Here is a 25,268-nt window from a genome sequence, read left to right as displayed (position 1 = left end):
AAAGTGGCATTAACTCCAATGATGCAGCAGTATATGGAAGTAAAAGAAAGTTATAAAGACTGTATACTGTTTTTTAGATTAGGTGATTTTTATGAAATGTTTTTTGAAGATGCAAAAATAGCATCTAGAGAACTAGAATTAGTACTTACAGGTAGAGACTGTGGTTTAAAAGAAAGGGCTCCTATGTGTGGAATACCCTATCATGCTGCAAATTCGTATATAGGAAGACTTATAAACAAGGGATACAAAATAGCTATATGTGAGCAGCTAGAAGATCCCGCTCTAGCAAAAGGTATAGTTAAAAGGGGAATAATCAAGGTTGTAACTCCTGGGACTTACACGGACTCTACTTTTTTAGAAGAAAATAAAAATAATTATATAGCGTGTTTGTACATAGATACCCAGACAAATATTTCTGCACTGTGTTTTGCAGATGTGTCTACTGGAGAGTTCAATTGTACGGACACTCCTTTTAATTTATCTACAATTTTAGATGAAATATCAAAATACTCTCCAAGTGAACTAGTAATTCAAAATATCATAAGTATCGATATATTGAATAAAATGAAAGATATTTTTAATGGTTCATTCACTAAATTAGATGAAAGCTATTTTGCAGACGAAACTAAAAATATGTTAGAGGATCAGTTTGAAAATTTTGCAGGAGAAGATTATAGTAATGAAATTATAAAATGCTGTGGCTCCCTACTAAAATATATAAGGGAAACTCAAAAGAATGATCTATCTCATATAAATAAATTTTCCTATTACAATATAGTAGACTACCTTACTATAGATGGGAATTCCAGAAGAAATTTAGAAATTACAGAAAGCTTAAGAGAAAATAGTAAAAAGGGATCTCTCCTTTGGGTTATAGATAAAACAAATACATCTATGGGAGGAAGACAGCTTAGAAGATGGTTGGAACAGCCCCTTATAAATAAAATTAAGATAGAAGAAAGACTGGACTCTGTAGAAGAAATTTTAAATAATATATCCTACCATGAAGATTTAAAAGAAGCTTTAAAAAACATATATGATATTGAGAGATTAGTTGGGAAAATCTCTTCTAAAAGTGTAAATGCAAAAGAGTTAAATTTTTTAAAAAATTCTATAGAAAAAATACCTGAAGTAAAATCTATACTTTCAAACTTTCACACAAAATTATTGAAAGACATGTATGAAAACTTAGATGAACTAAAAGACATTTATGCACTTTTAGATAAATCTATATTAGATAATCCTGCAATCTCTTTAAAAGAAGGTAACATTATAAAAAAAGGATATAACAGTGATATAGATGAACTTAAAGAAATAAAGGCTCATGGTAAAGAATGGATAGCTTCTCTTGAGAATTCAGAAAGGGACGTTACTAAAATAAAATCTCTTAAAATAGGATATAATAAAGTATTTGGTTATTATATTGAGGTTACTAAAAGTAATTTAAATCTTGTACCAGAAGGTAGATATATAAGAAAACAAACTCTTACAAATGCAGAAAGATACATAACTCCTGAATTGAAAGAAATGGAAGATAAAATATTAGGCGCAGAGGAAAAGCTTATAAATCTAGAATATAGTGTCTTTATAGAAGTAAGAGATAAAATAGAAAATGAAGTAGACAGAATGCAAAAATCCGCTAAAATAATTTCAGAAGTAGATTGCTTAAGCTCCCTTGCAAGAGTTGCTATAGAAAATAATTATTGTAAACCTGAAATAACAAATTCAGATAACATAATTATAGAAGAAGGTAGACATCCTGTAGTAGAAAAGATGATTGACTCTGGAGAATTTATATCAAACGATATAAACATAGATACTGGTAAAAATCAACTTCTTTTAATAACAGGGCCTAATATGGCAGGCAAATCTACCTACATGAGGCAGATAGCTTTGATCGTTATAATGGCCCAAATTGGTAGCTTTGTACCGGCAAAAAATGCTTCTATATCTGTTTGTGATAAGATATTTACAAGGATAGGTGCATCAGATGACCTGGCATCAGGAAAGAGTACCTTTATGGTGGAAATGTGGGAGGTTTCCAATATACTTAAAAATGCAACTAACAAAAGTTTGATTTTACTGGATGAAGTAGGACGTGGAACAAGTACTTACGACGGCCTTAGCATAGCCTGGTCAGTAATAGAATATATATGTAAAAACAGCAAACTAAAATGTAAAACCTTATTTGCAACCCATTATCATGAACTAACTAAATTAGAAGGTAAGATAGATGGAGTCAAAAATTACTGTGTATCCGTTAAAGAAATGGAGGATAATATAGTTTTTTTGAGAAAAATTATAAGAGGAGGAGCCGACCAATCCTACGGCATAGAAGTTGCAAAGCTTGCAGGACTTCCAGAAGAAGTTTTAAAAAGAGCAGGAGAAATATTAAATAGCCTTGAAAGTAAAAAGCTAAAAGAAAATAAACGTGCTGATTCTGAAATTGCATTAGATTCAGAGTATTCAATAAATGAGAAAAAAGCACCTCTTAAAAATGAAGATATAATTATAGAAAAAGCTCCTATACTTGAATCAACCAGACAATTGGGCTTTTCAGATATAGAGAAGACAAATTTAGTAAAAGATATTACAGATATAGATATACTAAACATGACTCCTATGGACGGATTTAATAAACTTTATGATATAATAAGAAGAGCAAAGTCCATAAGATAAAACTTAGTCATAAGGAATGATGTATGGTGAAAAGAATAAATTTACTTGATGAAAATACTTCAAATAAAATTGCCGCTGGAGAAGTAGTTGAAGGCCCTTCATCTGTAATAAAAGAACTTCTTGAAAACAGCATAGACTCTGGAGCTAAGAACATAACTATAGAAATAGAAGAAGGTGGAGAAAAATCCATAAAAATAATAGATGATGGATGGGGAATACACCCTTTGGATATAAAAAAAGCCTTTATGCCTCATGCCACAAGCAAAATAAGTACCGTAGAGGATTTAGATAAAATAAGTACTTTAGGATTTCGTGGAGAGGCTCTATGCAGTATAGCTTCCGTATCAAACACCATACTTAAAAGTAAAGCAGAAGGCTTTGATGTGGGAAATGAAATAATTATAAGTGGTGGAATCTTAAAGGAAACTCAAGAAATTGGCTGTAACAAAGGGACTACAATTTTAGTAGAGGATTTGTTTTTCAATGTACCTGCCAGAAAAAAATTCTTAAAATCCCCAAGTAGAGAAGCTGCAGGTATATCGGACATAGTAACAAGACTTTCTCTTGCCAATCCGGATATATCCTTTAAATTTTTTAAAAATGGGAAAAAGGCTCTGACAACTTATGGTACAGGAAAAGCGATGGATGTTATACGATGCGTATATGGAAAAAATATATATGAAAACATAATTCCTGTGGAAAAGCACAGCGATATTATCTCAATTTGTGGATACATAGGTAACTCCGAAATAAGTAGAGGAAGCAGAAATAACCAAAGTATATTCATAAATAAGAGGTATGTTAAAAATAAATCCATAACTTCCGCTGCAGAGCAGGCTTTTAAATCATTCTTAACGATAAATAAATTTCCTTTTTTTATATTGTTCATAGATATATTTCCTGAATTTGTAGATGTAAATGTGCATCCAGCCAAATGGGAAGTTAAATTCAGTGACTCCAGAATGGTATTTAAATTTGTATTTGATGCAATTCATGAGGCTTTAAGGGAAAGCTTAAAGGATTCCTTTACCATTGATTTAAAAGAAGATGATTTAAAACCCAAAAAATCTGAACCTGAAATTAAGGAAGTTCAAATACCAATAGATTTGAAATCTCCAAATGAGGGGATTTATATAGAAAAAAATGAGTCTGGTTTATTTAAAGGAAGTAAAGAAAGTTCAAATAGAAATGAATTTATAAAAGAGCCTAGGACATCTTTTACTGCTAAGGAAAATGCAGTATCTAAAAATGAACTAGAAGAAGCTAGAACCGCTAAATTTCCACCCCTTAGAATAATAGGACAATTTCATAGTACTTATATAATAGCAGAAGATAACAGTAATCTTTACATGATAGACCAGCATGCAGCTCACGAAAAAATTCTCTTTGAAAAATATAAAAAGAGTATACAAAAGGGAATGGTATTATCTCAAGTTTTAATAACTCCTGTAGTAATGGAACTTACAATTAAAGATTATAATTGTTTTATAGAAAATAGAGATTTATTTAAAAAAACTGGTTTTAATGTAGAATTATTTGGAAATAATACAATAAGTATAAGAGAAGTACCTATGATACTTGGAAAACCTGATATGAAAAATTTATTTATGGATATATTAGATAATTTAAAAAACATGGGATCAGGCAATACCTGGGAAGTTAAATATCTTTCACTTGCAACCCTTGCCTGTAAAGCTGCCATAAAGGCAAATGCTAGTATTTCAGAAATAGAGATGAATCATTTAATTGAAGAGCTGCGCTTTATAGATGACCCATTTAACTGCCCCCACGGAAGACCTACTATAATAAAACTTACATTAAATGACCTGGAGAAAAAATTCAAAAGGATACAATGAGGAGAAAAATGAAAAACTTATTTATACTTTCGGGACCAACTGCAGTTGGGAAAACCCATATATCTATAGAACTTGCTAAAAAATTAAAGGGCGAAATAATATCTGCAGATTCCATGCAAATATACAAATATATGGATATAGGTTCTGCTAAAGTTACAGAAGATGAAATGCAGGGGATTACCCATCACTTAATAGATTTTATTGAACCAGATAAGAACTTCAACGTATCTGAGTACAAAGCTTTAGCTGAAAATGCAATAGATGAAATATGTAAAAAAGATAAACTTCCTATGGTAGTAGGTGGTACTGGACTTTATATAAATTCTCTCATTTTAAATTACAATTTTACAGATGCAAAAACAGACAAAAGTTATAGAAAACACCTGGAAAATTTAGCAGAAGAAAAAGGGAAGGAATACGTACATTCCCTTTTGAAAGAGGTAGACATAGATTCTTACAAAAGATTATATCCAAATGACTTAAAAAGAGTTATACGTGCCCTGGAAGTGTATAAACTCACAGGAAAAACTATAAGTGAGTACAATGCAAATACTAATTTATATGACATACCTTATAACATATATTATTTTGTACTCACTATGGATCGGGCTAAATTATATGATAGAATAAATAAGAGGGTAGATTTAATGATGAAAAATGGCCTTATAGATGAAGTTAAAAGGTTAAAATCCATGGGATATACTCCTGATATTCAATCCATGAAGGGTATAGGCTATAAAGAAATTTTAGATTATTTAAATGGAAATTCTACCTTAGATGAAGCTATTTATTTAGTAAAAAAGGGAAGCCGAAATTATGCCAAAAGGCAGCTAACCTGGTTTAGAAAAGATAAAAGAGTAATTTGGATAAACAAGGATAATTTTAGTTGTGACGAAGACATTGTAGAACATATAATACACGTCTTTAATATAATGAAAATTTAAATTCATTATATTGTATGAATATAAATAAAAGTTACGGAGGGTGAGAACTATGAGTAAAACAGCTAATAACTTACAGGACATATTTTTAAATGGGGCAAGGAAAAATAAAATTCCAGTTACTATATACTTAACAAATGGATTTCAAATTAAAGGGAATGTAAAGGGTTTTGACAACTTTACTGTTATAATGGATTGTGATGGAAAACAAATGATGGTATATAAACATGCGATTTCAACTATGACACCTATAAAGACCATTTTATTTAATAATTTTTCGGGAAACGAGATATAAGGGAATGGACATTTGTCTATTCCTTTTCTATATGTTAATATGACATTTAGTACATACATTTAGGAGGTAATATTTTTGCTAAATATAACAAAAAAAGTACTTAAAGATAAATATAAAATAAGCGACAAAGTAATTGATTTATATGAAAGAGCTTTAAATGATGTGAAAGACCAATTTCAATACTACGATGAAATAAGGGAATTCAATCAATTAAAAGTTTTAAATGCACTGCAAGAAGAGGGAATAAGTGAATCTCATTTCACAAATTCATCTGGATATGGATATGGAGACATAGGTAGAGACTCATTGGACAAAGTCTATGCTAGAATATTCAATTCAGAGAGTGCCCTTGTAAGGCCTCATTTTGTAAATGGAACTCATGCTCTTGGCTGTGCACTTTTCGGAAACTTACGTCCCGGAGATACTATGCTTTCAGTATGCGGTGATCCCTATGACACCCTCCATGAAGTAATTGGCATAGAAAACAAGGGTTCAGGTTCTCTTAAAGAATATGGAGTAAATTATGAACAGGTAAATTTAACTGATGATAACAAGATAAATTTTGAGGACATAAAAAAACATCTTGAAAATAATCACACAATAAAATTGGTACATATACAGAGATCTACAGGTTATGGCTGGAGAAAATCTCTTCTTATATCTGAAATCAAGGAAATTATAGATTTCGTTAAAGGTATAAATCCTAATGTAATATGCTTTGTAGACAATTGTTATGGTGAATTCATAGATACCATAGAGCCTACAGATGTAGGAGCTGATTTAGTAGCAGGTTCACTTATAAAAAACATAGGTGGTGGAATAGCCCCAACTGGTGGATATATAGCAGGAAAAAAAGACTGTGTTACAAAAGCTTCTTATAGGCTAACTGTACCTGGAATAGGTGGAGAATGTGGTTCTACTTTTGGAGTTATGAGACTTTTATATGAAGGATTATTTTTTGCACCTCATGTTGCCATAGAAGCACTAAAGGGAGCTATATTCTGTTCTAGAATAATGGAACTTTCAGGATTTGAAGTACTGCCTAAATATACGGATAAAAGAAGCGATATAATACAGTCTATTAAGTTTAACGACAAGGAAAAGCTTATAAATTTCTGCCGTGGAATTCAAAAGGGATCTCCTGTAGATTCTTTTGCCCAGTGTGAACCTTGGGATATGCCTGGATATTCAGATCAGGTCATAATGGCTGCGGGAGCTTTCATACAGGGAGCTTCTATAGAGTTGTCTGCAGATGCACCTATAAGAGAGCCCTATATAGGTTATCTGCAAGGCGGGCTTACTTTTGACCATGCTAAGATTGGAATATTGATAGCTTTATCAAACATATTGTAGAAATTCGTATAATATAAGTATTTAACACATAAAATTCACTATTTTATGTGTTAAATACTTTTTTTAGTGTGCATAGTGTACATTATGACATATAAAATCTATTCATAATGTGTCTTTAAACTTAAAATGAATTAGATTATTATTAAAATATAGTTGGTTAAATATTGATACCATGTAAAAACATGAAATGCAAAAGTTTAAAACAGAAAGGATGAATGAAATGAGATCAAAATTTGAACATGTATTCTCACCTATTAAAATAAGAGGAATAGATTTTAAAAACCGTATCGTTCTTGCACCACCGTCTCCTAATCTTGCCAGTACTAATGGCCTAGTTACACCGGAATTTGTAGACTGGTTCCGTATGTTTGCACGTGGTGGGGTATGCACATTGTATGTTGGAAACTGTTCTATTGATATTACAGAATCTAAAGATGAAGCTTTTCAGCTTGATCTTAAGGATGATAGATGCATTTTTCCGTTAACATTATATGCTGATATGGGCAAACAGTACGGTTGCCATGCTTCTTTGGAGATTAATCACAATGGTGAAAATACGGCTTTTGAAACTGTAGGCCACGCTCCTTACAGTTCATCACCAAATATTTCTTCAAGTGAAGCTACACGTTCTGCAGCACTTGGAAGAGAGCCTATACCTGCAATTGAAATGACACATGAAAAAATTGTACAAACTGTTGAGAAATACGCCAATGCTGCTGCGCGTATGAAAAGAGCAGGAATGGATATTTGTCTTGTCCATGGTGGACATGGTAACCTTATTTCACAGTTTACTAGCCCGCTTTATAATCATAGAACAGATGAATATGGCGGTTCAATTGAGAACAGGGCACGTTTTGCTATTGAAGTATGTGATGCTATCCGCAGAAAAGTTGGCGAGGACTTCGTAATAGAATTTCGTATTTCTGGTGATGAAATTGCAGAAGAAGGTATGCATTTTAAAGAAACACTTGAACTTATCGGATTATTAAAGGATCATATTGATATTCTTCACGTTTCTGCTGGACTTCACAGTGACTTCAATATGAAATATTACTGTAATTGGTGCCAAAACTATATGATGGATCGCTGCTTTAATGTTCATTTTGCACGGGATGTAAAGAAGGCTTATCCTGATCTCCTTGTAACTACAGTAGGTTCTATTACAAGTATTGAAGATGCTGAAAAAATTATTGCTAATGGATGGGCTGATTTCGTTGCTATGTGTCGTCCACTTATGGCAGATCCTGATATGCCTAGAAAGTATGCTGAAAACCGCCCTGAAGACAGGCGTCCATGTTTACGCTGTGATACTTGTACAAAACATCTTTTTATTCCGAAACCAATCTATTGTGCTGTTAACCCTATTTCAGGAATGACAAGTGAACTTAGAGATGGTGTTGTTCCAAAGGCGCCTGTTAAGAAGAAAGTTGCTATAATAGGAGGAGGCCCTGGTGGAATCCAGGCAATGCAGACATTACTTGACCGTGGACACAATGTAACTCTTTATGAAAAATCAGGTTCACTTGGTGGTAATGTACAAGGAGCTGCACTTCCTCCATTTAAAATTGATTGCCAGGATTATTTGAAATGGCTTAAGCACACAGCTGCACAGTGTCAAGCTGCAGGTGCAAAAATTTTATTTAATACAGATGCAACACAGGATATGCTTGATGCTCAGAATTATGATGCAATTATAATTGCAGTTGGTTCGGATCCTATCATTCCTTTGAGTATTCCGGGAATTAATAAAAAGCATGTACACTGGGTCATCGATGCTGAATCTGACAAAAGTCTTGTTGGAGATAAAATCGTTATTGTAGGTGCCGGTGCCGTTGGTATCGAAGCTGCAATTGAATTCCATGATGAAGGAAAAGATGTAATCGTTATCGAAATGGAAGATCAAAAAAAGAGCTTTTCCAAGCTGATAAAAAGTTCAGGCACAAGTGCTAAGGAATTTCAGACTATACTTAAAGACAAAGGTATTCCTGTAAAATACTTAAATCGCCTTAAAGAAATTTGTGATACTGAAGTTATCTGTGATAATATTGAAACTGGAAAAACTGTTATGTATGAAGCAGATACGGTACTGCTTGCTATGGGAATGCGTCCAAGAACAGATACTGTAGAAAAACTTCGCCACTGTGCTCCTGAAACCAATGTTTATATAGTTGGTGACTGTCAGAAAGTTGGTACAATCGGTACAGCTGTTAACCAGGCGTTCCAAGCTGCTCTTCATATCTAGTGTTAAATTATCTTGTAATAAGTATTAATTAAATAATATAATTCTTATCCGAGAATAAGAATGTTAAAAAGCACTGAATATTATTCCATTATGACCTTTTTAATGAGAAATAATATTCAGTGCCTTTTTATGCCCTCCAATAACTGATACCATAAGATATGTTAAAACTGACACTTTTTATTATACCAGGTTAGAATTATAATTAAAAGAAAAAGGGGGAATAAGTATGAATACTAAATATGTTGTTATCATTCAATGTGATATTGCACAAAGAAGGTGCAGTGGATTTGCATGCACAAATGCTTTTTATAATAAGGATGAAGTTTTTGAAGATTATGATGATGCCACAAGATATATTTCTTTTACTTGTGGTGGATGTAGTGGAAAAGGAGTTGCAGCTAAATTAGAGCAATTCTCTAAGAAATTAAATAAAAAAACTGATATTAGCAAAAATGAAGTTGTAGTTCATTTAGCATCTTGCATGGTACATGATAGTCATCATTCTGATAGATGTCCACATGTAGACTATATTAAGAGTATAGTTATAAAGAAAGGTTATAAAGATGTAGTAGAGGGATCTTATATAAGTAATAATGCAAGAATGAAAAGAGAAGAAGGTATATATAACTGTTATGATTAGAATCAGCTTTAATACTAATAACTGCGTAGTTTGCCCTCTCAAAAGATGAAAGACTAAAAAAGATTTCAAGAATATTGCTCGCATGATCTCAAAATTACAAATAATCTGTTAAAATGTTATAATTATTAAAAGATAAATGTAGTTTATTTTTTATAATGGAGGTAAAAGTTATAGTTATGAATGTAGGTTTAATAATTAAGCCTTTAGTAGGAGCGTTAGTTGTAATTGTTATTCAGGTTTTATCAAAATCAAAGAATTATTATATAGCAGCATTAGTTCCGTTGTTTCCATTGTTTGGCATAATGGCTTATTATATTGTTGGCTTGGAAAGAGGTACAAGCGTTTTAGAAAATACAATTATCTTTGGAATGTTTTCTCTAATTCCATACTTCGCCTTTTTAATAACGCTATATTTTAGTATCAAACATTATAAACTAGGGTATTCTCTGATTATTGGTTCAATAGCTTGGGTTGTTATTGCTGTAATACTTGTTGTTTTATGGAATAGATTTAAAATCGGTCAATAACTATTAATACACCTTTTTTCATATTCTTTACTAAGTATAAGGCCACATCAGGATGTTAATTCCAGAATGTGGTCTATTTTTATACATATAGCTACTATACGATGGAAATAAAATAATGTTTAATAGAAATAGCATACATTTAAGTATAAATAATTGACCTATAATCTAATTGATGAATACATATAAGTTAGATATACTAATCATATGGAGGATATAATAAATCCCAGATAAGAGTAGAGGAAGTGATTTTTTTGTTAAAAAAGCTTTTTCAATATTTTAAGAGGAATAATTGGGAAATGGTCTTTTTCGCTGCAACGTTAGAAGAATATTGTATGATAAAATATAAACTTATTAGCAATGGGATTAAAGTAAAGACTAAAATAATAAGACACAATGGAAGAAGAAGTGGAAATGAATACTACGAGATATATATCGAATCCAAAGAAATAGAAAAAGCTAATAAAATTATTCATAGTTAATGTTTATATTCTTAATTTTCTTATATTATTTAACAACTAAAGCCACATGTTGTATGTTGATTCCAGTATGCAATTCATTTTCAAATGTATGTCCGATGCATTCAATTGCAACTAAACATTTTGCTGTAATTATATAAATAATAGAGAGGTTGTTTATGAAAAAATTTTTTTTATTCATAATAATTTGTATGGTGCTGCTATCTGGATGTGGTAAATCAGATAAAAGTACAAATGCTGTTAAGTCAGACCTTACTCCACAAGCATTTATAGAACTTTATGATTTAAAAGTTCAAAAAAATCCACATAAATTTAAAATTGATGTTCCTAAGACATGGAATGTGAATCCAGGTGAATATCCTATAGGACTATTTTGGCAGCTAGCGAATGAGTTTTCAAAAGATGTAGGACTCGACTTGATACTATTAAAAGGAACAACTGTTGATGTATGGAGATATTCTTTAGTTGATGGACTTCCTGATGCTTCAGATCTAAGTAAATATAATAAATATCCTTCTAATCTAGTATTATTGGTTAATAATCAAAAGGTAGTTGGTGCTTGGTTAGCTTTTAATCAATTTGAAATTGGCCCTTCTGTGAAGAAACGTTATTTAAAGGATATTACAGGATTAGATTTTGAAGATTGGGTTCAGAAAAAGGGTTTGTTTACTGAACTCGGGAAAAATAAAGACATTGCTTCACTTGATCCAGTGGATGTAGTAAAAACATATTTTAAAGCTATTAATGATGGTGATAAGACAAGAGCTTATGAGTGTTTAGCTCCAACTGTAATGCTTGATTCTCTTACAGATAACTTTGGAATAGATCAAGGAAAGGCTCGGGAGGATCTCCTTTATAATCTAAAGTTCGTTAAAATGAACTCTATAGTTGAAGGTACGGCAAACATTAAGCCAACATCCTTTATTCTTAAAGATTCTGAAAATCACTTAGATATAAAAAATGTTGGCAATAGAACAGAAGTGGCAGTTGATACTGCTTGGTTTAATAGTAATAATAGTAAATATGGTACGTTTGTCACGTTGAAAAAATATGCAAATGGATGGAAAATTAAAGGCATGGGTAATATCTAGGTGGTAAAATGGTTGCCCTAGAAAAAAAGCAAAAATTAAAAATTATATTTTCATACAATATTTACCTTGTAAAAAGTTAGGCACTTATTTATACTTAATTTTAACTCAACTTTCGCACATAAAAATTAAGGGGAAAGCCTTGAGAATAAACACATAAAGCAAAGAAACATTCCTTTTGGTATAATAGAATTGCAAAAAACACCACACCAAGGAAAGGAATGTTTCTTATGAATACTATTATATCAAATGATACTAATGATAAACAATTTAATTTTACTATAAATAGATTTTTTAAAGACAACAAAATTGGACATATACTTAAGCAATGCAATTTTTCTAAAGAAAAAGGATTTCCATGTATTAAAATATTTCAATATATTTTTATGCTTGTTTTTACTGGAAAAAACTTATTTAGGAACTTGGAGTCTGGAAAAAATAATCAATTTTCAAAGGATACTGTATATAGATTTCTTAATTCACCAAACTTTAATTGGAGAAAGTTTTTGTTTTTACTTTCTTCATTAATCATAAAAAATATTATCGTACCACTTACTTCAAAAGATAGAGTTAATGTACTTGTAATTGATGATTCTTTATACAGTAGGTGCAGGAGCAAATCTGTTGAACTTCTTGCAAGAGTTCATGACCATGTTGAACATAAATATGTTAAAGGCTTTCGCCTTCTCACCCTTGGTTGGTCAGATGGCAATACTTTTTTACCTCTTGCTTTCACTCTGCTTTCTTCCGAAAAGGAGAAAAACAGACTTTGTCCTGAAAACCACAATATTGATAAAAGAACCAATGGTTCTAAGCTCCGTAAGGAGGCTGTTTTAAAGTCACCTGAGGTTATGATTAGTTTACTTCAACAAGTTTCAAAATATGCTATTCCTGCATCGTACGTTCTTTTTGACAGTTGGTTTACGTACCCAAAAACTCTTATACGGATTCTAGAACTCAAACTTAATACTATTGCCATGGTCAAAGCAATGCCAAGGGTTTACTACAATTATAACGGTAAGTTATTGAACCTTAAAAATCTCTATGCTAATTTAAGAAAAAAGCGTGGTAAGGCAAAAATTCTTTCTTCTGTTATTGTAGGTATTGGCTCTGACAAAAATGGTAATGAGGTAAAAGCAAAAATTGTATTTGTAAGAGATAGAAACAGAAGTAGAAAATGGCTTGCTTTAATTTCTACCAATATATCCTTAGATGACAATGAGATAATAAGAATTTACGGAAAACGCTGGGATATAGAGGTTTTCTTTAAAATGAACAAGTCTTTTCTAAAACTTGCTAAAGAGTTTCAGGGGCGTTCTTATGATTCCATGGTTTCACATACTTCTATAGTTTTTACCAGATACATTATGCTTACTTTAGAGAGCCGTAAGAATAATGACGTTAGAACTATTGGTGGTTTTTTTTATCAATGCTGTGATGAACTTCAAGATATCCAATTTTGTGAAGTAATGAATATTATTATAGATATTCTAAAAAGTGTATTAACTGAAAAACTTCTTCTTTCAAAGAACGTTATTGACTCAATAATAGATAGTTTTATTGCTGCTTTGCCTTGTTATATCAAGGAGAAATTAGTCTTTTTGTCCTGCGAAAGTTGAGTTTTAATAATTATTTTATAAATATACATAATAGGGAGTGATTTGATGAGTTTAGAAAGTGTAAAACAGTATTTCAAAGATAACAAGTTATCTCTTGAAATAATCGAAATGGGTCAAAGTACTGCTACCGTTGAATTAGCAGCTAACGCTCTTGGAGTTGAGCCTGCTTTAATAGCTAAAACTATGGCCTTTAAATTAAAAGATAGAAATATACTTATATTATCAGAAGGTGATGCAAGAATTGACAATAGAAAATTTAAAGATTATTTTCACACAAAAGCCAGGATGCTAAGTGCTGATGAAGTACTTGAATTTACTGGGCATCCAGTAGGAGGCGTTTGTCCATTTGGATTAAAAACTCAAATGGACACTTATCTTGATGAATCACTTAAAAAATTTGAATATGTATATCCTGCTGCTGGTTCACGTAACTCTGCTGTAAAAATTACCCCAGAAGAACTATCAAACGTAACTTCTGGCACATGGGTTGATGTATGTAAATAGTATTAATTTTTAATATAGGGAAACATATTTAAATGTATCACTATCCACCAGTTAAGCAGAGAAGCCCAAATCTATGATTTGGGCTTCTCTAATAGTATGAAAAGAGATTTCATAATAAAAGATAGAGTTAAGACACATTGATTTCATCTAGGGCTCGACCTTTAGTTTCAATACCAACTAGAGCAACTACTACTGCAACTACTGCGAACACTATAGTTAGCATAAGAAAGACATAAGTGAAGCCAACTTGTTTACCTTTAGTTTCATATACCAATCCAACAATGTAAGGAGCAGCGATGGCACCAATTCGGCCAATTGCAGCTGCCCAACCGGCTCCACTGCCTCTAACACGTGTAGGATAAACTTCCGGTGTATAAGCGTATACTGCACCCCAAGCTCCTAGACTGAAAAAGTAGAGTAGGCATCCAAAAGCAAGTACAGTAGCTGCAGATGTTGCTTGACCAAATAAATATGCTGATAAAGAGGTACCTATTAGATAGACCACTAAAACTACTTTACGTCCAATCTTTTCTATTAGATAAGCTGCACTGTAATATCCAGGCAGCTGAGCAATGCTCATAATTAACGTAAATTGGAACCCCTTTACTAAGCTGAACCCTTTGCCAACAAGCAGGGTTGGAGTCCATAAAACAAACCCATAATATCCAAAATTAATACCTAACCATAGAACCCACAGCACAATAGTACGCCTAAAATAAGCTTTGGACCATAAATCAGCAAGAGTGATACTACTCATTTTTTCATTTTTGGGCAAATCAGTTACAGCTATTTCATTATTAATTATTCCAGCCTGTTGTTCCATTTTACGTACAATTCCATCTGCTTCTTCCAAACGTCCTTTCTGTTCCAAGTATCGAGGAGATTCTGGAATATTTCTTCTCAGATAGGCTGCATACAGTGCTGGTATTCCTCCTAAGAAAAATCCAATACGCCATCCATATATCGGTATCAAAAGGTAAGCAATTAAAGCTGCAGCAATCCATCCCCAAGCCCAGAAACTTTCTAACAAAACAACCATCCGACCACGGGATTTAGCAGGTGAAAATTCACTAACCAAAGTAGATGCTGCCGGCAGCTCTCCACCTAGCCCTAATCCAGTTAAAAATCGCAGCAACAATAATATACTAAAGTTAGGAGAAATACCGGATACGGCACTGGCTAATCCATATAGAACAAGAGTAAATGTAACAACTGTTCTTCTACCATATTTGTCAGCAACCATTCCAGCTACAGCGGCACCAATAGCCATTCCCACTGCTGAAGCACTTCCGAGTAAGCCTAAATCGGCAGGAGTAAGCTTCCATGACTTTCCAATTGAAGCCATTACACCAGCCATCATGCCTTGATCCATGGCATCAAACAGCCATCCTATGCCTGACAAAAACAGCACTGTCCAAAGCATGGGCGTAACTGGCAATTTTTCAATTCTTCGCGAAATACTACTCATTTAATTCACATCACTTTCTTAAAGAGCTATTTATTTTTTAGTCTTTTTAAATAACTAACTTCTTATATTTTTTGTATAATACTACAGAATATTTACGCCAATAATAACTTCCTACATAAATACTCACCTCTAATAATATAAATTTTATAACTTCAACATTTATATTATAATGTATATACATGTGTAAATTCAATGCTTTTCCACATTTTAGTTTGCAGATTACACTTTAATTCTTTTTATAGCACAACTTTCAGTACCCACCAACATTACTTGCTTAGAATTTTTCAACAAAGGATTTAAATTTCACAAATTAGTATAATGAATTTATAAATTATTGACGATAATAAAATAATTCATAGATGTATAATCTTGCGAAAGAAGTCATATAGTTGACTTAATCTTAATATTATGCTAAAATCAGCATATATTTAAGTTTTCTAGGGTTCCGCAGTTTGTAACTGGCTGGTCCGAGAGAGAACGCACATTTAATTGTGTACACGGAAGGATAAAAGCCTGGGAGATATTTTTTATAATATTTCCTTAGGCTTTTTTTATTTACTTTTAAATAAGCCATGAAATATTACTATAAATCTTAACTACTAATTTAGGAAGGTAAAGTTTATGGAATGGATTTATTTAATTACAGCAGGTTTTTTTGAAGTAAGTTGGGCAATAGGGCTGAAGTATTCTCAAGGACTTACAAAAATATTACCTAGCATATTAACTATTATAGGAATGATTGCAAGCTTCTATTTTTTATCATTGTCTTTAAAAAGCTTGCCACTAGGCAATGCATATGCAATTTGGACAGGGATAGGAACTGTTGGCACTATAATCTTAGGTATTATTTTATTTAAAGAACCAATTAATGTAATGCGTATGATTTGTATTGTATTTATAGTTCTTGGAATTGTTGGTTTAAAATTAATACCAATAGACTAATGATCGTGTATAATTTAGAAATAACAAAAAATAAGTATAGTTTTACTAAAAGAAAAGTATAAGGATAAAATATGTAGTCATCTAATTTTAATATTGAGGAGGAATTTTGATGAAAAAGTTTGTCATTGAAAATGATTTTTGGAGCTTATTCCCTAATGCAAGGATTGGAATTGTTGTTTGTCATGGTATAGATAACTCTATAAAAGATGAAGAACAATATAAGGATATGATTTATAATTCAGAAAAGGAAGCCTTAAAATATTTGAAGAATGAAGAATTTAGCAGTAATGAAGTCATAAAAATATGGAGAGAAGGCTTCAGAAAATTTAAAACAAAGAAAGGTGCAAGATCATCTATTGAAGCATTATTAAAACGAGTTCATAAAGGAAATCCTATAGGAACTATTAATCCGCTAGTTGATATTTACAATTCTATTTCTTTAAGATATGCTATGCCTTGTGGTGGCGAAGATATTGATACATTTGTTGGAAGTATAAGATTAACTAAGGCAGTTGGAAATGAAAGCTTTATTACATTAGGAACAGATAAAAATGAACCACCCTATGAAGGTGAAATAGTATATAAAGATGATGAAGGAGCAATTTGCAGGTGCTTTAATTGGCGGGAATCAGTAAGAACAATGCTTACTGAAAATACAAAGAATGCTTTTTTGTGCATTGAACTAATTGATGAGGGAAGATTAAAAGAGTTTGAAAATGCTTTAAAGGATTTAGCAGAAACAGTACAGGGTAATTTAGGTGGGACATGTAAGATTTCAGTTCTTGATATTAGCAATAAAGAAGTATCAATAAATTAATTTCAGGAGGATAAGATAATGGGTGGTTTCAGTTATAAAGATATTTATATCGAAGATGGAAGAAGGGTACTGGAGATTAACGTACTTCCAGAAAAGTATTGTAATTTTGATTGCATATTTTGTCCTATTGGAAGGTCAAAAAATAAGGTAGATACCCAAAGGTCATTCGATAAAATAGAGAGTTCATTGATTGAACTAGAAAGTATGATAGAAAATACAAAACCAGAATTAATTTTTATTAACTCAAAAGGAGAAGCCTTAATAAATGATAAAATCAGTGATATTGTTGACTTTATCAAGGGCAAAGGCTTATCTGTAAGACTGCTTTCTAATGGATATTTACTAGGTAGAGATAAATATATGAAAATTGCTGATAAATGTGATGAAGTTGTTGGAGAAATAAAAATAATAACAGAAGAGGGTTTTCAAAAAATTCAAAGACCTATTGAAGGATATACATTATCAGAATATATTTCAAATATGGTCGTCTTTAATAAACAATACAAAGGAAAATTTATATTTGAAATTACTATCATTAAGGGATATAACGATGATGAAGGATCAATTCAGAAAATAAAAAATATTATTGAGAAAATATCTCCTAACAAAACAATTATTGCAAGAATGGAAGATGAAAGATTTAAGAAAAAACTTGGTATAACTGATGAACGATTTAAGGAAATTTCAAATGCATTAAAAAAGAGAAAATAGAAGAGGAGATAAACTTTCTCAAAAATTTATTTGACAATAGTTTAAATTAGTACTACAATTAAGAAAATCAAATTTAAAAACTATGACAGGAATCAAGTAGATATATAATATTCAAAGAGAGTGATGTTTGCTGTAAATTCACAATACTTATATATTGAAAACTCATCCTTGAGTTATTAGCTGAAATATCAGTAGGCTATATCGGTTGAACCCGTTATTTTATAAAGAAAAAATTTGGATGGTACCGCGGCATTGTTTCTCGCTCCAAGAGAAACAATACCGCTTTTTTATTTTAACAACTTAATATTATAAAAATAATGATAGGGACAAGTAGATATACTTATACTTTAAAGAGAGTGCGCATGGTGAAAAAACACATTTATATTATATTGAAACTCACCCTTAAATTGCAATCTGAAATCAGTAGGACTGTGCCGACATAAAGCCGTTAAACTATTTAAGTGATAAATTTGGGTGGTACCGCGATAGACCTTTCGCCCCATGGGAAGGTCTATTTTTTATACTCAATTTTAGAAAATAATTTTTACTGGCCAGTGAAATTATATATAAAAAAATTAATTTTGCACTTATTGGATGGAGGTATTTTAATGGAATCAGTTAGTTACATTTCTGAAAAGATGGATTATGTTCCAGTATCTAAGTTACATTATAAGATATTATGGCTTATAGGCCTTGGAATATTTTTAGATGGTTTTGATGTATATCTGGCAGGTGGAGTTTTAGGAGTATTATTAAAAAGTGGATGGTCAAATATTGGCTTAAATGCTACTTTTATCTCTGTAACTTTTTTAGGACTTTTAATAGGTTCACTTCTTACTGGATTTTTAGGGGATAGTTTCGGACGCAAATTTTCCTATCAGTTGAATCTTTTAATATTTGGAGGAGCCTCTCTTGTGGCTGCATTTTCTCCTAATATGATTTTTTTAATAGCTTGCAGAGGAATAATGGGGATTGGTCTTGGTGCAGAAATTGTTACAGGATACGCATTACTTGGAGAATTTGTACCATCAAAGACTAGAGGAAAGTGGGTATCTATGCTTTCTCTTATAACAAACTGTTCTACTCCAGCAGCTGCATTTTTAGGATATATCATAATACCTAGATTTGGATGGAGATGGATGTTTGTATTTGTAGGAGTATTTTCCATAATTGTATGGTATCTTAGAAAAAGTATGCCTGAATCTCCAAGATGGTATGAATCAAAGGGAATGGAAAAAGATGCACAGGATGTAGTAGACATATTCTACAGTGCAGCAGAAGAGGAATCAAGAAATTCCATATCTCAGCCCAGCGTACTAAAAAAAGAGAAACATAAGGATGAAGGAAAATTTACTGATTTATTTAGCAAAAATATGATCTCCAGGACTATTGTAGGCTGTGTAGTACTAATTGCAATAAACACCTTGATATACACCTTTGTAAGTTGGGCACCTACGTTTTTCTTGAGAAAGGGGATAAATATTTCCAAATCCCTAGGGTATACAACTATAATGATGGTAGGCGCACCACTTGGAGCTTTAATTGGCAGCTTCATTGTAGATAAGCTTGGACGTAAATGGTGTCTTACTGTATTTATGCTTGTAGCTGGTGCACTTGGATATGCCTACGCTTCACAAAATGCTATGGGAATAATATTAACAATGGGATTTTTCTTAACTGTAATAATATATATTTTACTTACACTTGGCCTTGCTATCTATGTTCCGGAATTATTTCCTACAAATATAAGAATGAGAGGATCTGGATTTTGTAATGCTATTGGAAGACTGGCAACCATATTCAGCCCCTATGGAGTAGCATGGATACTAAAAAATTATGATACCAAAGTTGTATTTATAACACTTGGATTTATACTTATAATAGTAGCATTTGTTATTGCCACTTTAGGAGTTGAAACAAAACAGAAATCTTTAGATGAAATATAGTGCTTCTAATATAAGTATAAAGTTAAGCTAGTTGTGTCCAATATAAAAACTCCACCACTGAAACTTTTCATTATTTTAAATGGTGGAGTTTTTTATATACAAGATAGGCTATAGCAAATCTGGTTTTATAGGATAATCACCAAAGCTTCTTGCCGTATCCATAAGTGCCTGTATATTTTCAATTGGAGAATTTATAGGAATCTGGTGATGAATAAATTATAGCATTTCTACAAAAGCAGCAACTCTTGTCTTAATCTGACCTACATCTGTTTTTGAATAATCTGTTTCGATAGCCATATAAGGTACTTTTTTCTCTTCATTTACAAATTTCTTTATTCCATAAGATTCTACACTGTATGGATGACAGGACTGTAGTATTACATCTACTACTCCATCTATTTTGTAGTCATTTATAAGCTCCGAAAGTAAATTTGTCCTATTGTTGTTTGGAGTCATGCAGGCACAGCCTATTTTTAAATATTTTTCAGCAATTGCATCTATAGGATCTTTAGTTTCATCTACAAGCTTAGAGATTTCCTTAACACCTGTACAATCTTCATAGCATACTACTACTCCACCGTTATCTTCTATAGCATGTACAACTTTCTCCGTAGCTTCACCCATTGGACATCCAGTAATCAATATTCTTTTGGCATTTTGTGATACTTTTCTTTCTCCCTTATCATAAGCATATTTAATTTTTACTGTTGTATTATGTAAGTCATTGATTAAAGCTTCCTTGTCCCATTTAAAAGATGATCCATTTAAAATTTTAAGTAACTCTATACCTGTTATTGGAGGAGGGCACATTTTGCCTAATTCATAAAATTCCTTTAAAGCTTTTCTCTCTCTATTACGAAGCTTTATAGAATTTTTTAATTTTTCATCAGTTATAGTTATATTGAATTCTTTTTCAAGCTTTTCCTTTAATTTTATCAATTCATCTTTCCATAATTTATAGCTATCAGCATCATCGGGCATCTGCGGCAGGTGCATTACATGTACATTCTTTAATTTACCTAAGTATTCATACATCTTTTTCTTTCCATCACAAGTAGTTTCTCCCACAATTAAATCTGAGAAATAAAAATAAGGACATTTATCCGTTATAGCAAAGCCGTAACTTGATTTAATAAGGGGACATAGATTTCTAGGTAAATGCTTTTCCGCATCTTCTATAGTTTCATCATTTTTTGAACATAGTGAAACAGCCAAGGCTCCTGAAGCATTTATAATTTCCCATGGAGTAAAAGTACAAAAAGTTCCTACAACCTTTTTACCCTCATCCTTTAGATTTTTTATAGTTATAAATCCTTGTTTTCTAGAATCACTAAAATCATTAAATATTTTGGGTAAATCATTCATTTATCAATACCTTCCTTACTTTTAATTTTTAATATTAAATTATTACAAAAATTGACTTTTATTTTAATTTTTAATAGATTACATATTTTAATATTATCACAGATTATATCGTTAATTTTATCTATAAAAAAATCTTATATTATTTAAGTTGATTATACAAAGGTTTTAAAGACCATTAATGGCAGCAGTTGTATAGAAGTTCAGGTAGACAGTGCTATAAAAAAAGTAAAATTACCTTGCATAGATGTAAAAAAAGTTGATTCCTACATATATACCTCCTATAGATTTTGTAAACAAAGCCAAAGAAGTAGGAGCCTCAATTATTGCACTGTCAACTCTTATGACAACTACTATGGACGGCATGGCTGAGGTAATAAACCTTTTGAAAAAAGAGGGCATAAGAGACAAAATATCAGTCATGGTAGGTGGAGGCCCTATATCTCAAAGCTTTGCAGATAAAATAGGGGCAGATGCTTATACCTTAGATGCTTCAAAAACTGCTAAACGAGCTAAAGCTTTAATTAAAAAACAAACAGCAGAAATTATATAAGGGGAGATAAAAATTATGGAAGACCAAAATTATGGAAGACCAAATGACACCTATAGAAAGATCTATAGCATTAAATAAAAAGCAAGAAGTAGATAGATTACCCTGTAATCCTAATATAGCTAACGGCGTAGCAAGAATTTATGACTGCAAGATTTCAGATTTTAATACTAGTGGACAAGCTATAGCTGAGGCACAAATAGCAGCGTATAAAAAATTTCATATGGATGGATTATAAAGAAGAACTAGGCGATAAAGTAAAAATAATGGGTAATGTAGATCCTTCAAATATAATGTATGGAGGCACAAAAAAAGAAATTGTAAATACAGTTGCCAAATGTGTATTAGATGGATATGATAGCTTAAAAGGTTATGTGGTAATGTCTGGATGTAGTTTACCAGTAGAAACCCCTTCAGAAAATATACAATTAATGATGGATACTGTTAGGAAAATTGGATATCCAATAGATGTTGAAAAGGTAAAATCATTTATTGTATAACACAAATTCAAAATAAAGGTTGGTGGTTTTTTGTTATCTGAAAAAGAAAGGCTTGGATTAGCTCTTAAGAGAAAAAAAGTTGATAGACCTCCTTCTATATGTCCTGGAGGAATGATGAACATGATAGTGGAAGAAGTAATGGACTTAACCCATTGTGCATGGCCAGAGGCTCATACAAATCCAAAAATAATGGCGAATTTGGCTGCAGGTATGTATGAAAATGGAGGTTTTGAAAATTTTGGAGTGCCATTTTGTATGACTATAGAAGCTGAAAGTATGGGATCAAAAGTATTTTTAGGAACAAAAATAAGCGAGCCTAGAATTTCTTCTTATGCTATTAATTCAGTAACTGAGTGGAAAAAGCTAAAGAATTTAGACATTAACAGTGGCAGAGCTCAGGTAGTACTAGATGCAATTAAACTTTTAAAAGGAAAAAACAAAAATGTGCCTATTATAGCTAATTTAACAGGTCCTATTAGTACCGCATCATCACTTATGGAACCTGTTAAATATTATAAAGAACTTATAGTAAAACCAAAGGAATCCCATGAAATGATGGATTTTGTAACTGATAATCTTATAAACTTTGGAAAGGCACAGTTAAATGCAGGAGCTGATTTAATCGCTATTTCAGATCCAAGAGGTACAGGTGAAATATTAGGTCCTAGGACTTTTAGAAAATATGGACTCTTTTATATAAATAAAATAATTGATGGATTAAATAAATATTCAAAATACGGTATTATAGTTCATATATGTGGAAGACTGAAAAGTATTTACAAGGAATTAAACGAACTTCATAGTGATGCTATAAGTTTTGATGCTGTAACTAGTATAAAGCAGATGTGTGAAAATGTAACAAATAAAGCCATAATGGGAAATAAAACTGTTTAAAAAGCGGCGTTCATATATTGTCTCCAGCTTGTGGTTTGGGAACTACAACTCCACTGAAAAATATACAAGCTATGGTACAAACAGCTAAGAATTTAAAAAAAGAATAGTGTAAACAGAGTTCTTGGCATCAGATGAAGTTTTGACTCCATCTGGTGCTTAGAAGTCGTTATCCAGGGACGTAGCTGCTATTTATTTCCACTTGAAAAAGTGGGAATATTAGAGCAGGTAGTCATCGGATAAATTAAAATGTTTAGGAAATCTAATGAATTTAATGCAAAGATTTTAAAAAAATAAGGTTAAATGCTATTTTAGCCTTATTTTTTATTTTATTATCTGAAATATATTTAATAATTTAAAGTATATATTATAATATATTTAATAAATTAAAAAAGAGGTTTTGCTTAATATGGATGCTATAGATGTTAATATATTAAAATTACTAAAGGAAAATTCGAGAATTTCAGCTTCAGAAATAAGCAGTAAAATTAATTTATCAATACCTGCAGTAAGTGATAGATTGAAAAAACTTGATGCGTCAGGAGTAATAGAAAAATACACTATAATTATTAGCAATAAGAAAATGAATAAAAATATCACAGTAATAATGTTTGTAAGTCTTAAAAATCCAAATTTTACAGAAAAGTTTGTAGAATTTGTTCAAAATGAAAATGAAATAATTGAATGTCACTACTTAACGGGTGACTTCGATTATGCATTAAAAATTGTTACTGAAGACACAGAAACTCTTGAAAAGATTTTAAATGAAATAAAACTGATTAAGGGGGTATTAAGAACTAAAACTATAGTTACACTTTCTACAATTAAGAATAATTATTCAATACCACCTGATGAAATCTAAAAATAGTTCAATATATCTATAAATCAATAGATATAAATACCATTAAACTAAAAAACTAGCTTTACTCTTGATACTTTTTGAGAGTAAAACTAGTTTTTTAGTTTAGTATAATTGTAAATTTCATAGTTATACAATTTTAGATATTTTTAATATAGTTACTATAAATTGACATGTAAAAGCTGTTGATGATATACTTTTCTTAATGTAGTAAAAGTATATCATCAATTTTCATATCAGGGAATTTTTAAAGGGGGTAAAATAAATTGACTTATGAATTTTCACCTATAAAATTTGATAATATGGGTTATATTAGGGATTCGGTATTTTCTATTTTACGTAATGCTATTCTTGATGGAAAATTAGAACCAGGTCAACGTCTTATAGAGCGTAATATTGCAGATCAATTAAAAATAAGCAGAACCCCAGTAAGAGAGGCCATTAGAAAACTTGAATTCGAGAAATTAGTTACTCATATTCCCCGCAAAGGGGTGGTTGTTTCTGGATTTACTAAAGAAGACATAGAAGAAATTCAGATAATTAGAATATCACTAGAAGCTCTCAGCTGTAGTATTGCAGCTTCAAAAATAAAAGAATGTGAATTAGAGCGTTTAGAGTCAATTAACAATAAAATGTTAGAAGAGTACCAAAAAGGAAACGTTTCCAAATCAATTTTATTAAATAGAAAATTTCATGAAGTTATTTATAAAGCTGCAGAAAGTCCACATTTATATTATTTTGTTAGTACACTTCGTGAATACATTAGTAAATTTACAAAACTAACCTACACCAAGTCTGGTAGACTTCAGGAAGTGTTTAATGAGCATAATGAAATCATCAAAAGTTTGCGTCAGCATAATAGTGATAAATCATATAATTCGGCTAAGAGACACATTGAAAAATCCAATGAGGTATTTTTGAAAATGGCATATTTTAAAAAATAATAGTAACATTTTTAATACTTTATGAATATTATAAATAGAGCAAATAGCGCGGACTACA

The 25,268-nt window shown here is 31.3% G+C and carries 22 protein-coding genes, 2 pseudogenes, 1 riboswitch and 2 other annotated features; of the genes and pseudogenes, 22 read left to right on the top strand and 2 right to left on the bottom strand.

The annotated features are described in order from the left end of the window. Positions 1–3 precede the first annotated feature (3 nt). The 12 genes from mutS to B5S50_RS00480 all read left to right on the top strand — a co-directional run bounded on the left by mutS (position 4) and on the right by B5S50_RS00480 (position 14,220). Positions 4–2,679, top strand: coding sequence for a DNA mismatch repair protein MutS (mutS, locus tag B5S50_RS00535; RefSeq protein WP_217302825.1), 2,676 nt, complete (start codon positions 4–6; stop codon positions 2,677–2,679). A gap of 26 nt (positions 2,680–2,705) precedes the next feature. Beyond that, positions 2,706–4,535, top strand: a complete 1,830-nt coding sequence (gene mutL / locus B5S50_RS00530; protein ID WP_217303741.1) for a DNA mismatch repair endonuclease MutL — start codon at positions 2,706–2,708, stop codon at positions 4,533–4,535. Between the two features lie 8 nt (positions 4,536–4,543). Next, positions 4,544–5,479, top strand: coding sequence for a tRNA (adenosine(37)-N6)-dimethylallyltransferase MiaA (gene miaA / locus B5S50_RS00525; protein ID WP_217302824.1), 936 nt, complete (start codon positions 4,544–4,546; stop codon positions 5,477–5,479). Between the two features lie 49 nt (positions 5,480–5,528). Then, entirely contained in the window at positions 5,529–5,771 is a 243-nt protein-coding gene (gene hfq / locus B5S50_RS00520; RefSeq protein ID WP_127721345.1) for an RNA chaperone Hfq, read from the top strand. Between the two features lie 75 nt (positions 5,772–5,846). Beyond that, entirely contained in the window at positions 5,847–7,124 is a 1,278-nt protein-coding gene (locus B5S50_RS00515) for a methionine gamma-lyase family protein (RefSeq protein ID WP_217302823.1), read from the top strand. 220 nt (positions 7,125–7,344) lie between these two features. Beyond that, positions 7,345–9,366 (top strand): FAD-dependent oxidoreductase, encoded by a 2,022-nt coding sequence (locus B5S50_RS00510; RefSeq protein ID WP_217302822.1) that lies wholly within the window; start codon positions 7,345–7,347, stop codon positions 9,364–9,366. A gap of 226 nt (positions 9,367–9,592) precedes the next feature. After that, complete coding sequence (locus tag B5S50_RS00505) at positions 9,593–10,006, top strand: CGGC domain-containing protein (protein WP_065079194.1); 414 nt, start codon at positions 9,593–9,595, stop codon at positions 10,004–10,006. A 176-nt stretch (positions 10,007–10,182) separates the two neighbouring features. Then, positions 10,183–10,533: a GlpM family protein gene (locus B5S50_RS00500; protein ID WP_217302821.1), complete on the top strand. Its 351-nt coding sequence runs from the start codon at positions 10,183–10,185 to the stop codon at positions 10,531–10,533. 242 nt (positions 10,534–10,775) lie between these two features. Then, the gene (locus tag B5S50_RS00495; protein ID WP_254306654.1) at positions 10,776–11,012 is read left to right on the top strand and encodes a hypothetical protein; all 237 of its coding nucleotides are present in this window, start codon (positions 10,776–10,778) and stop codon (positions 11,010–11,012) included. 155 nt (positions 11,013–11,167) lie between these two features. Continuing rightward, complete coding sequence (locus B5S50_RS00490; RefSeq protein ID WP_217302819.1) at positions 11,168–12,100, top strand: DUF4829 domain-containing protein; 933 nt, start codon at positions 11,168–11,170, stop codon at positions 12,098–12,100. 227 nt (positions 12,101–12,327) lie between these two features. Continuing rightward, positions 12,328–13,716, top strand: a complete 1,389-nt coding sequence (locus B5S50_RS00485; protein WP_217302818.1) for a transposase — start codon at positions 12,328–12,330, stop codon at positions 13,714–13,716. 45 nt (positions 13,717–13,761) lie between these two features. After that, positions 13,762–14,220, top strand: a complete 459-nt coding sequence (locus tag B5S50_RS00480) for a YbaK/EbsC family protein (RefSeq protein WP_217302817.1) — start codon at positions 13,762–13,764, stop codon at positions 14,218–14,220. 127 nt (positions 14,221–14,347) lie between these two features. Here B5S50_RS00480 and B5S50_RS00475 read toward each other — a convergent pair whose 3' ends face one another. Next, positions 14,348–15,688, bottom strand: coding sequence for an MFS transporter (locus B5S50_RS00475; RefSeq protein WP_217302816.1), 1,341 nt, complete (start codon positions 15,686–15,688; stop codon positions 14,348–14,350). A 426-nt stretch (positions 15,689–16,114) separates the two neighbouring features. Next, a riboswitch (guanidine-I (ykkC/yxkD leader) is annotated at positions 16,115–16,210 on the top strand. A 99-nt stretch (positions 16,211–16,309) separates the two neighbouring features. Here B5S50_RS00475 and B5S50_RS00470 point away from each other — a divergent pair. The 4 genes from B5S50_RS00470 (at position 16,310) to B5S50_RS00455 (ending at position 20,104) form a co-directional block, all read left to right on the top strand. Continuing rightward, positions 16,310–16,630 carry a multidrug efflux SMR transporter gene (locus tag B5S50_RS00470; protein WP_217302815.1) on the top strand — a complete coding sequence of 107 codons (321 nt, stop codon included), beginning with the start codon at positions 16,310–16,312 and terminating at the stop codon, positions 16,628–16,630. 109 nt (positions 16,631–16,739) lie between these two features. Then, a complete protein-coding gene (locus B5S50_RS00465; RefSeq protein WP_217302814.1) occupies positions 16,740–17,447 on the top strand; it encodes a B3/4 domain-containing protein in 708 nt (235 codons plus the stop codon). Positions 17,448–17,465: 18 nt separating this feature from the next. Next, positions 17,466–18,158: a radical SAM protein gene (locus B5S50_RS00460; RefSeq protein ID WP_217302813.1), complete on the top strand. Its 693-nt coding sequence runs from the start codon at positions 17,466–17,468 to the stop codon at positions 18,156–18,158. Positions 18,159–18,231: 73 nt separating this feature from the next. After that, positions 18,232–18,428 (top strand) — a binding site (T-box leader). Between the two features lie 38 nt (positions 18,429–18,466). Then, positions 18,467–18,663, top strand: a binding site (T-box leader). A gap of 103 nt (positions 18,664–18,766) precedes the next feature. Next, the gene (locus B5S50_RS00455; protein WP_217302811.1) at positions 18,767–20,104 is read left to right on the top strand and encodes an MFS transporter; all 1,338 of its coding nucleotides are present in this window, start codon (positions 18,767–18,769) and stop codon (positions 20,102–20,104) included. A gap of 216 nt (positions 20,105–20,320) precedes the next feature. On the opposite strand, the gene B5S50_RS00450 is transcribed toward B5S50_RS00455, so the two are convergent. Further along, on the bottom strand, positions 20,321–21,469 hold the full coding sequence (locus tag B5S50_RS00450) for a double-cubane-cluster-containing anaerobic reductase (protein ID WP_217302810.1): 1,149 nt from the start codon (positions 21,467–21,469) through the stop codon (positions 20,321–20,323). 271 nt (positions 21,470–21,740) lie between these two features. Between B5S50_RS00450 and B5S50_RS00445 the strand changes: the two are divergent. From B5S50_RS00445 to B5S50_RS00425, 6 genes and pseudogenes are all read left to right on the top strand, one after another. Continuing rightward, positions 21,741–22,019 (top strand): annotated as a pseudogene (locus B5S50_RS00445) (B12-binding domain-containing protein); the annotation flags it as partial. A gap of 31 nt (positions 22,020–22,050) precedes the next feature. Then, positions 22,051–22,254 (top strand): hypothetical protein, encoded by a 204-nt coding sequence (locus B5S50_RS21365; protein WP_254306653.1) that lies wholly within the window; start codon positions 22,051–22,053, stop codon positions 22,252–22,254. 28 nt (positions 22,255–22,282) lie between these two features. Beyond that, on the top strand, positions 22,283–22,516 hold the full coding sequence (locus B5S50_RS21360; RefSeq protein ID WP_254306652.1) for a uroporphyrinogen decarboxylase family protein: 234 nt from the start codon (positions 22,283–22,285) through the stop codon (positions 22,514–22,516). 30 nt (positions 22,517–22,546) lie between these two features. Then, positions 22,547–23,517, top strand: a pseudogene (locus B5S50_RS00435) (methylcobamide:CoM methyltransferase MtbA). Between the two features lie 299 nt (positions 23,518–23,816). Next, positions 23,817–24,269 carry an Lrp/AsnC family transcriptional regulator gene (locus B5S50_RS00430; protein WP_217302809.1) on the top strand — a complete coding sequence of 151 codons (453 nt, stop codon included), beginning with the start codon at positions 23,817–23,819 and terminating at the stop codon, positions 24,267–24,269. Between the two features lie 263 nt (positions 24,270–24,532). Next, positions 24,533–25,210, top strand: a complete 678-nt coding sequence (locus tag B5S50_RS00425) for a GntR family transcriptional regulator (RefSeq protein ID WP_217302808.1) — start codon at positions 24,533–24,535, stop codon at positions 25,208–25,210. Positions 25,211–25,268: the final 58 nt, after the last annotated feature.

Source organism: Clostridium sp. 001 (assembly GCF_019056555.1).
Classification (GTDB): domain Bacteria; phylum Bacillota; class Clostridia; order Clostridiales; family Clostridiaceae; genus Clostridium_B; species Clostridium_B ragsdalei.
This window is presented reverse-complemented; position numbering and strand designations above follow the sequence as displayed.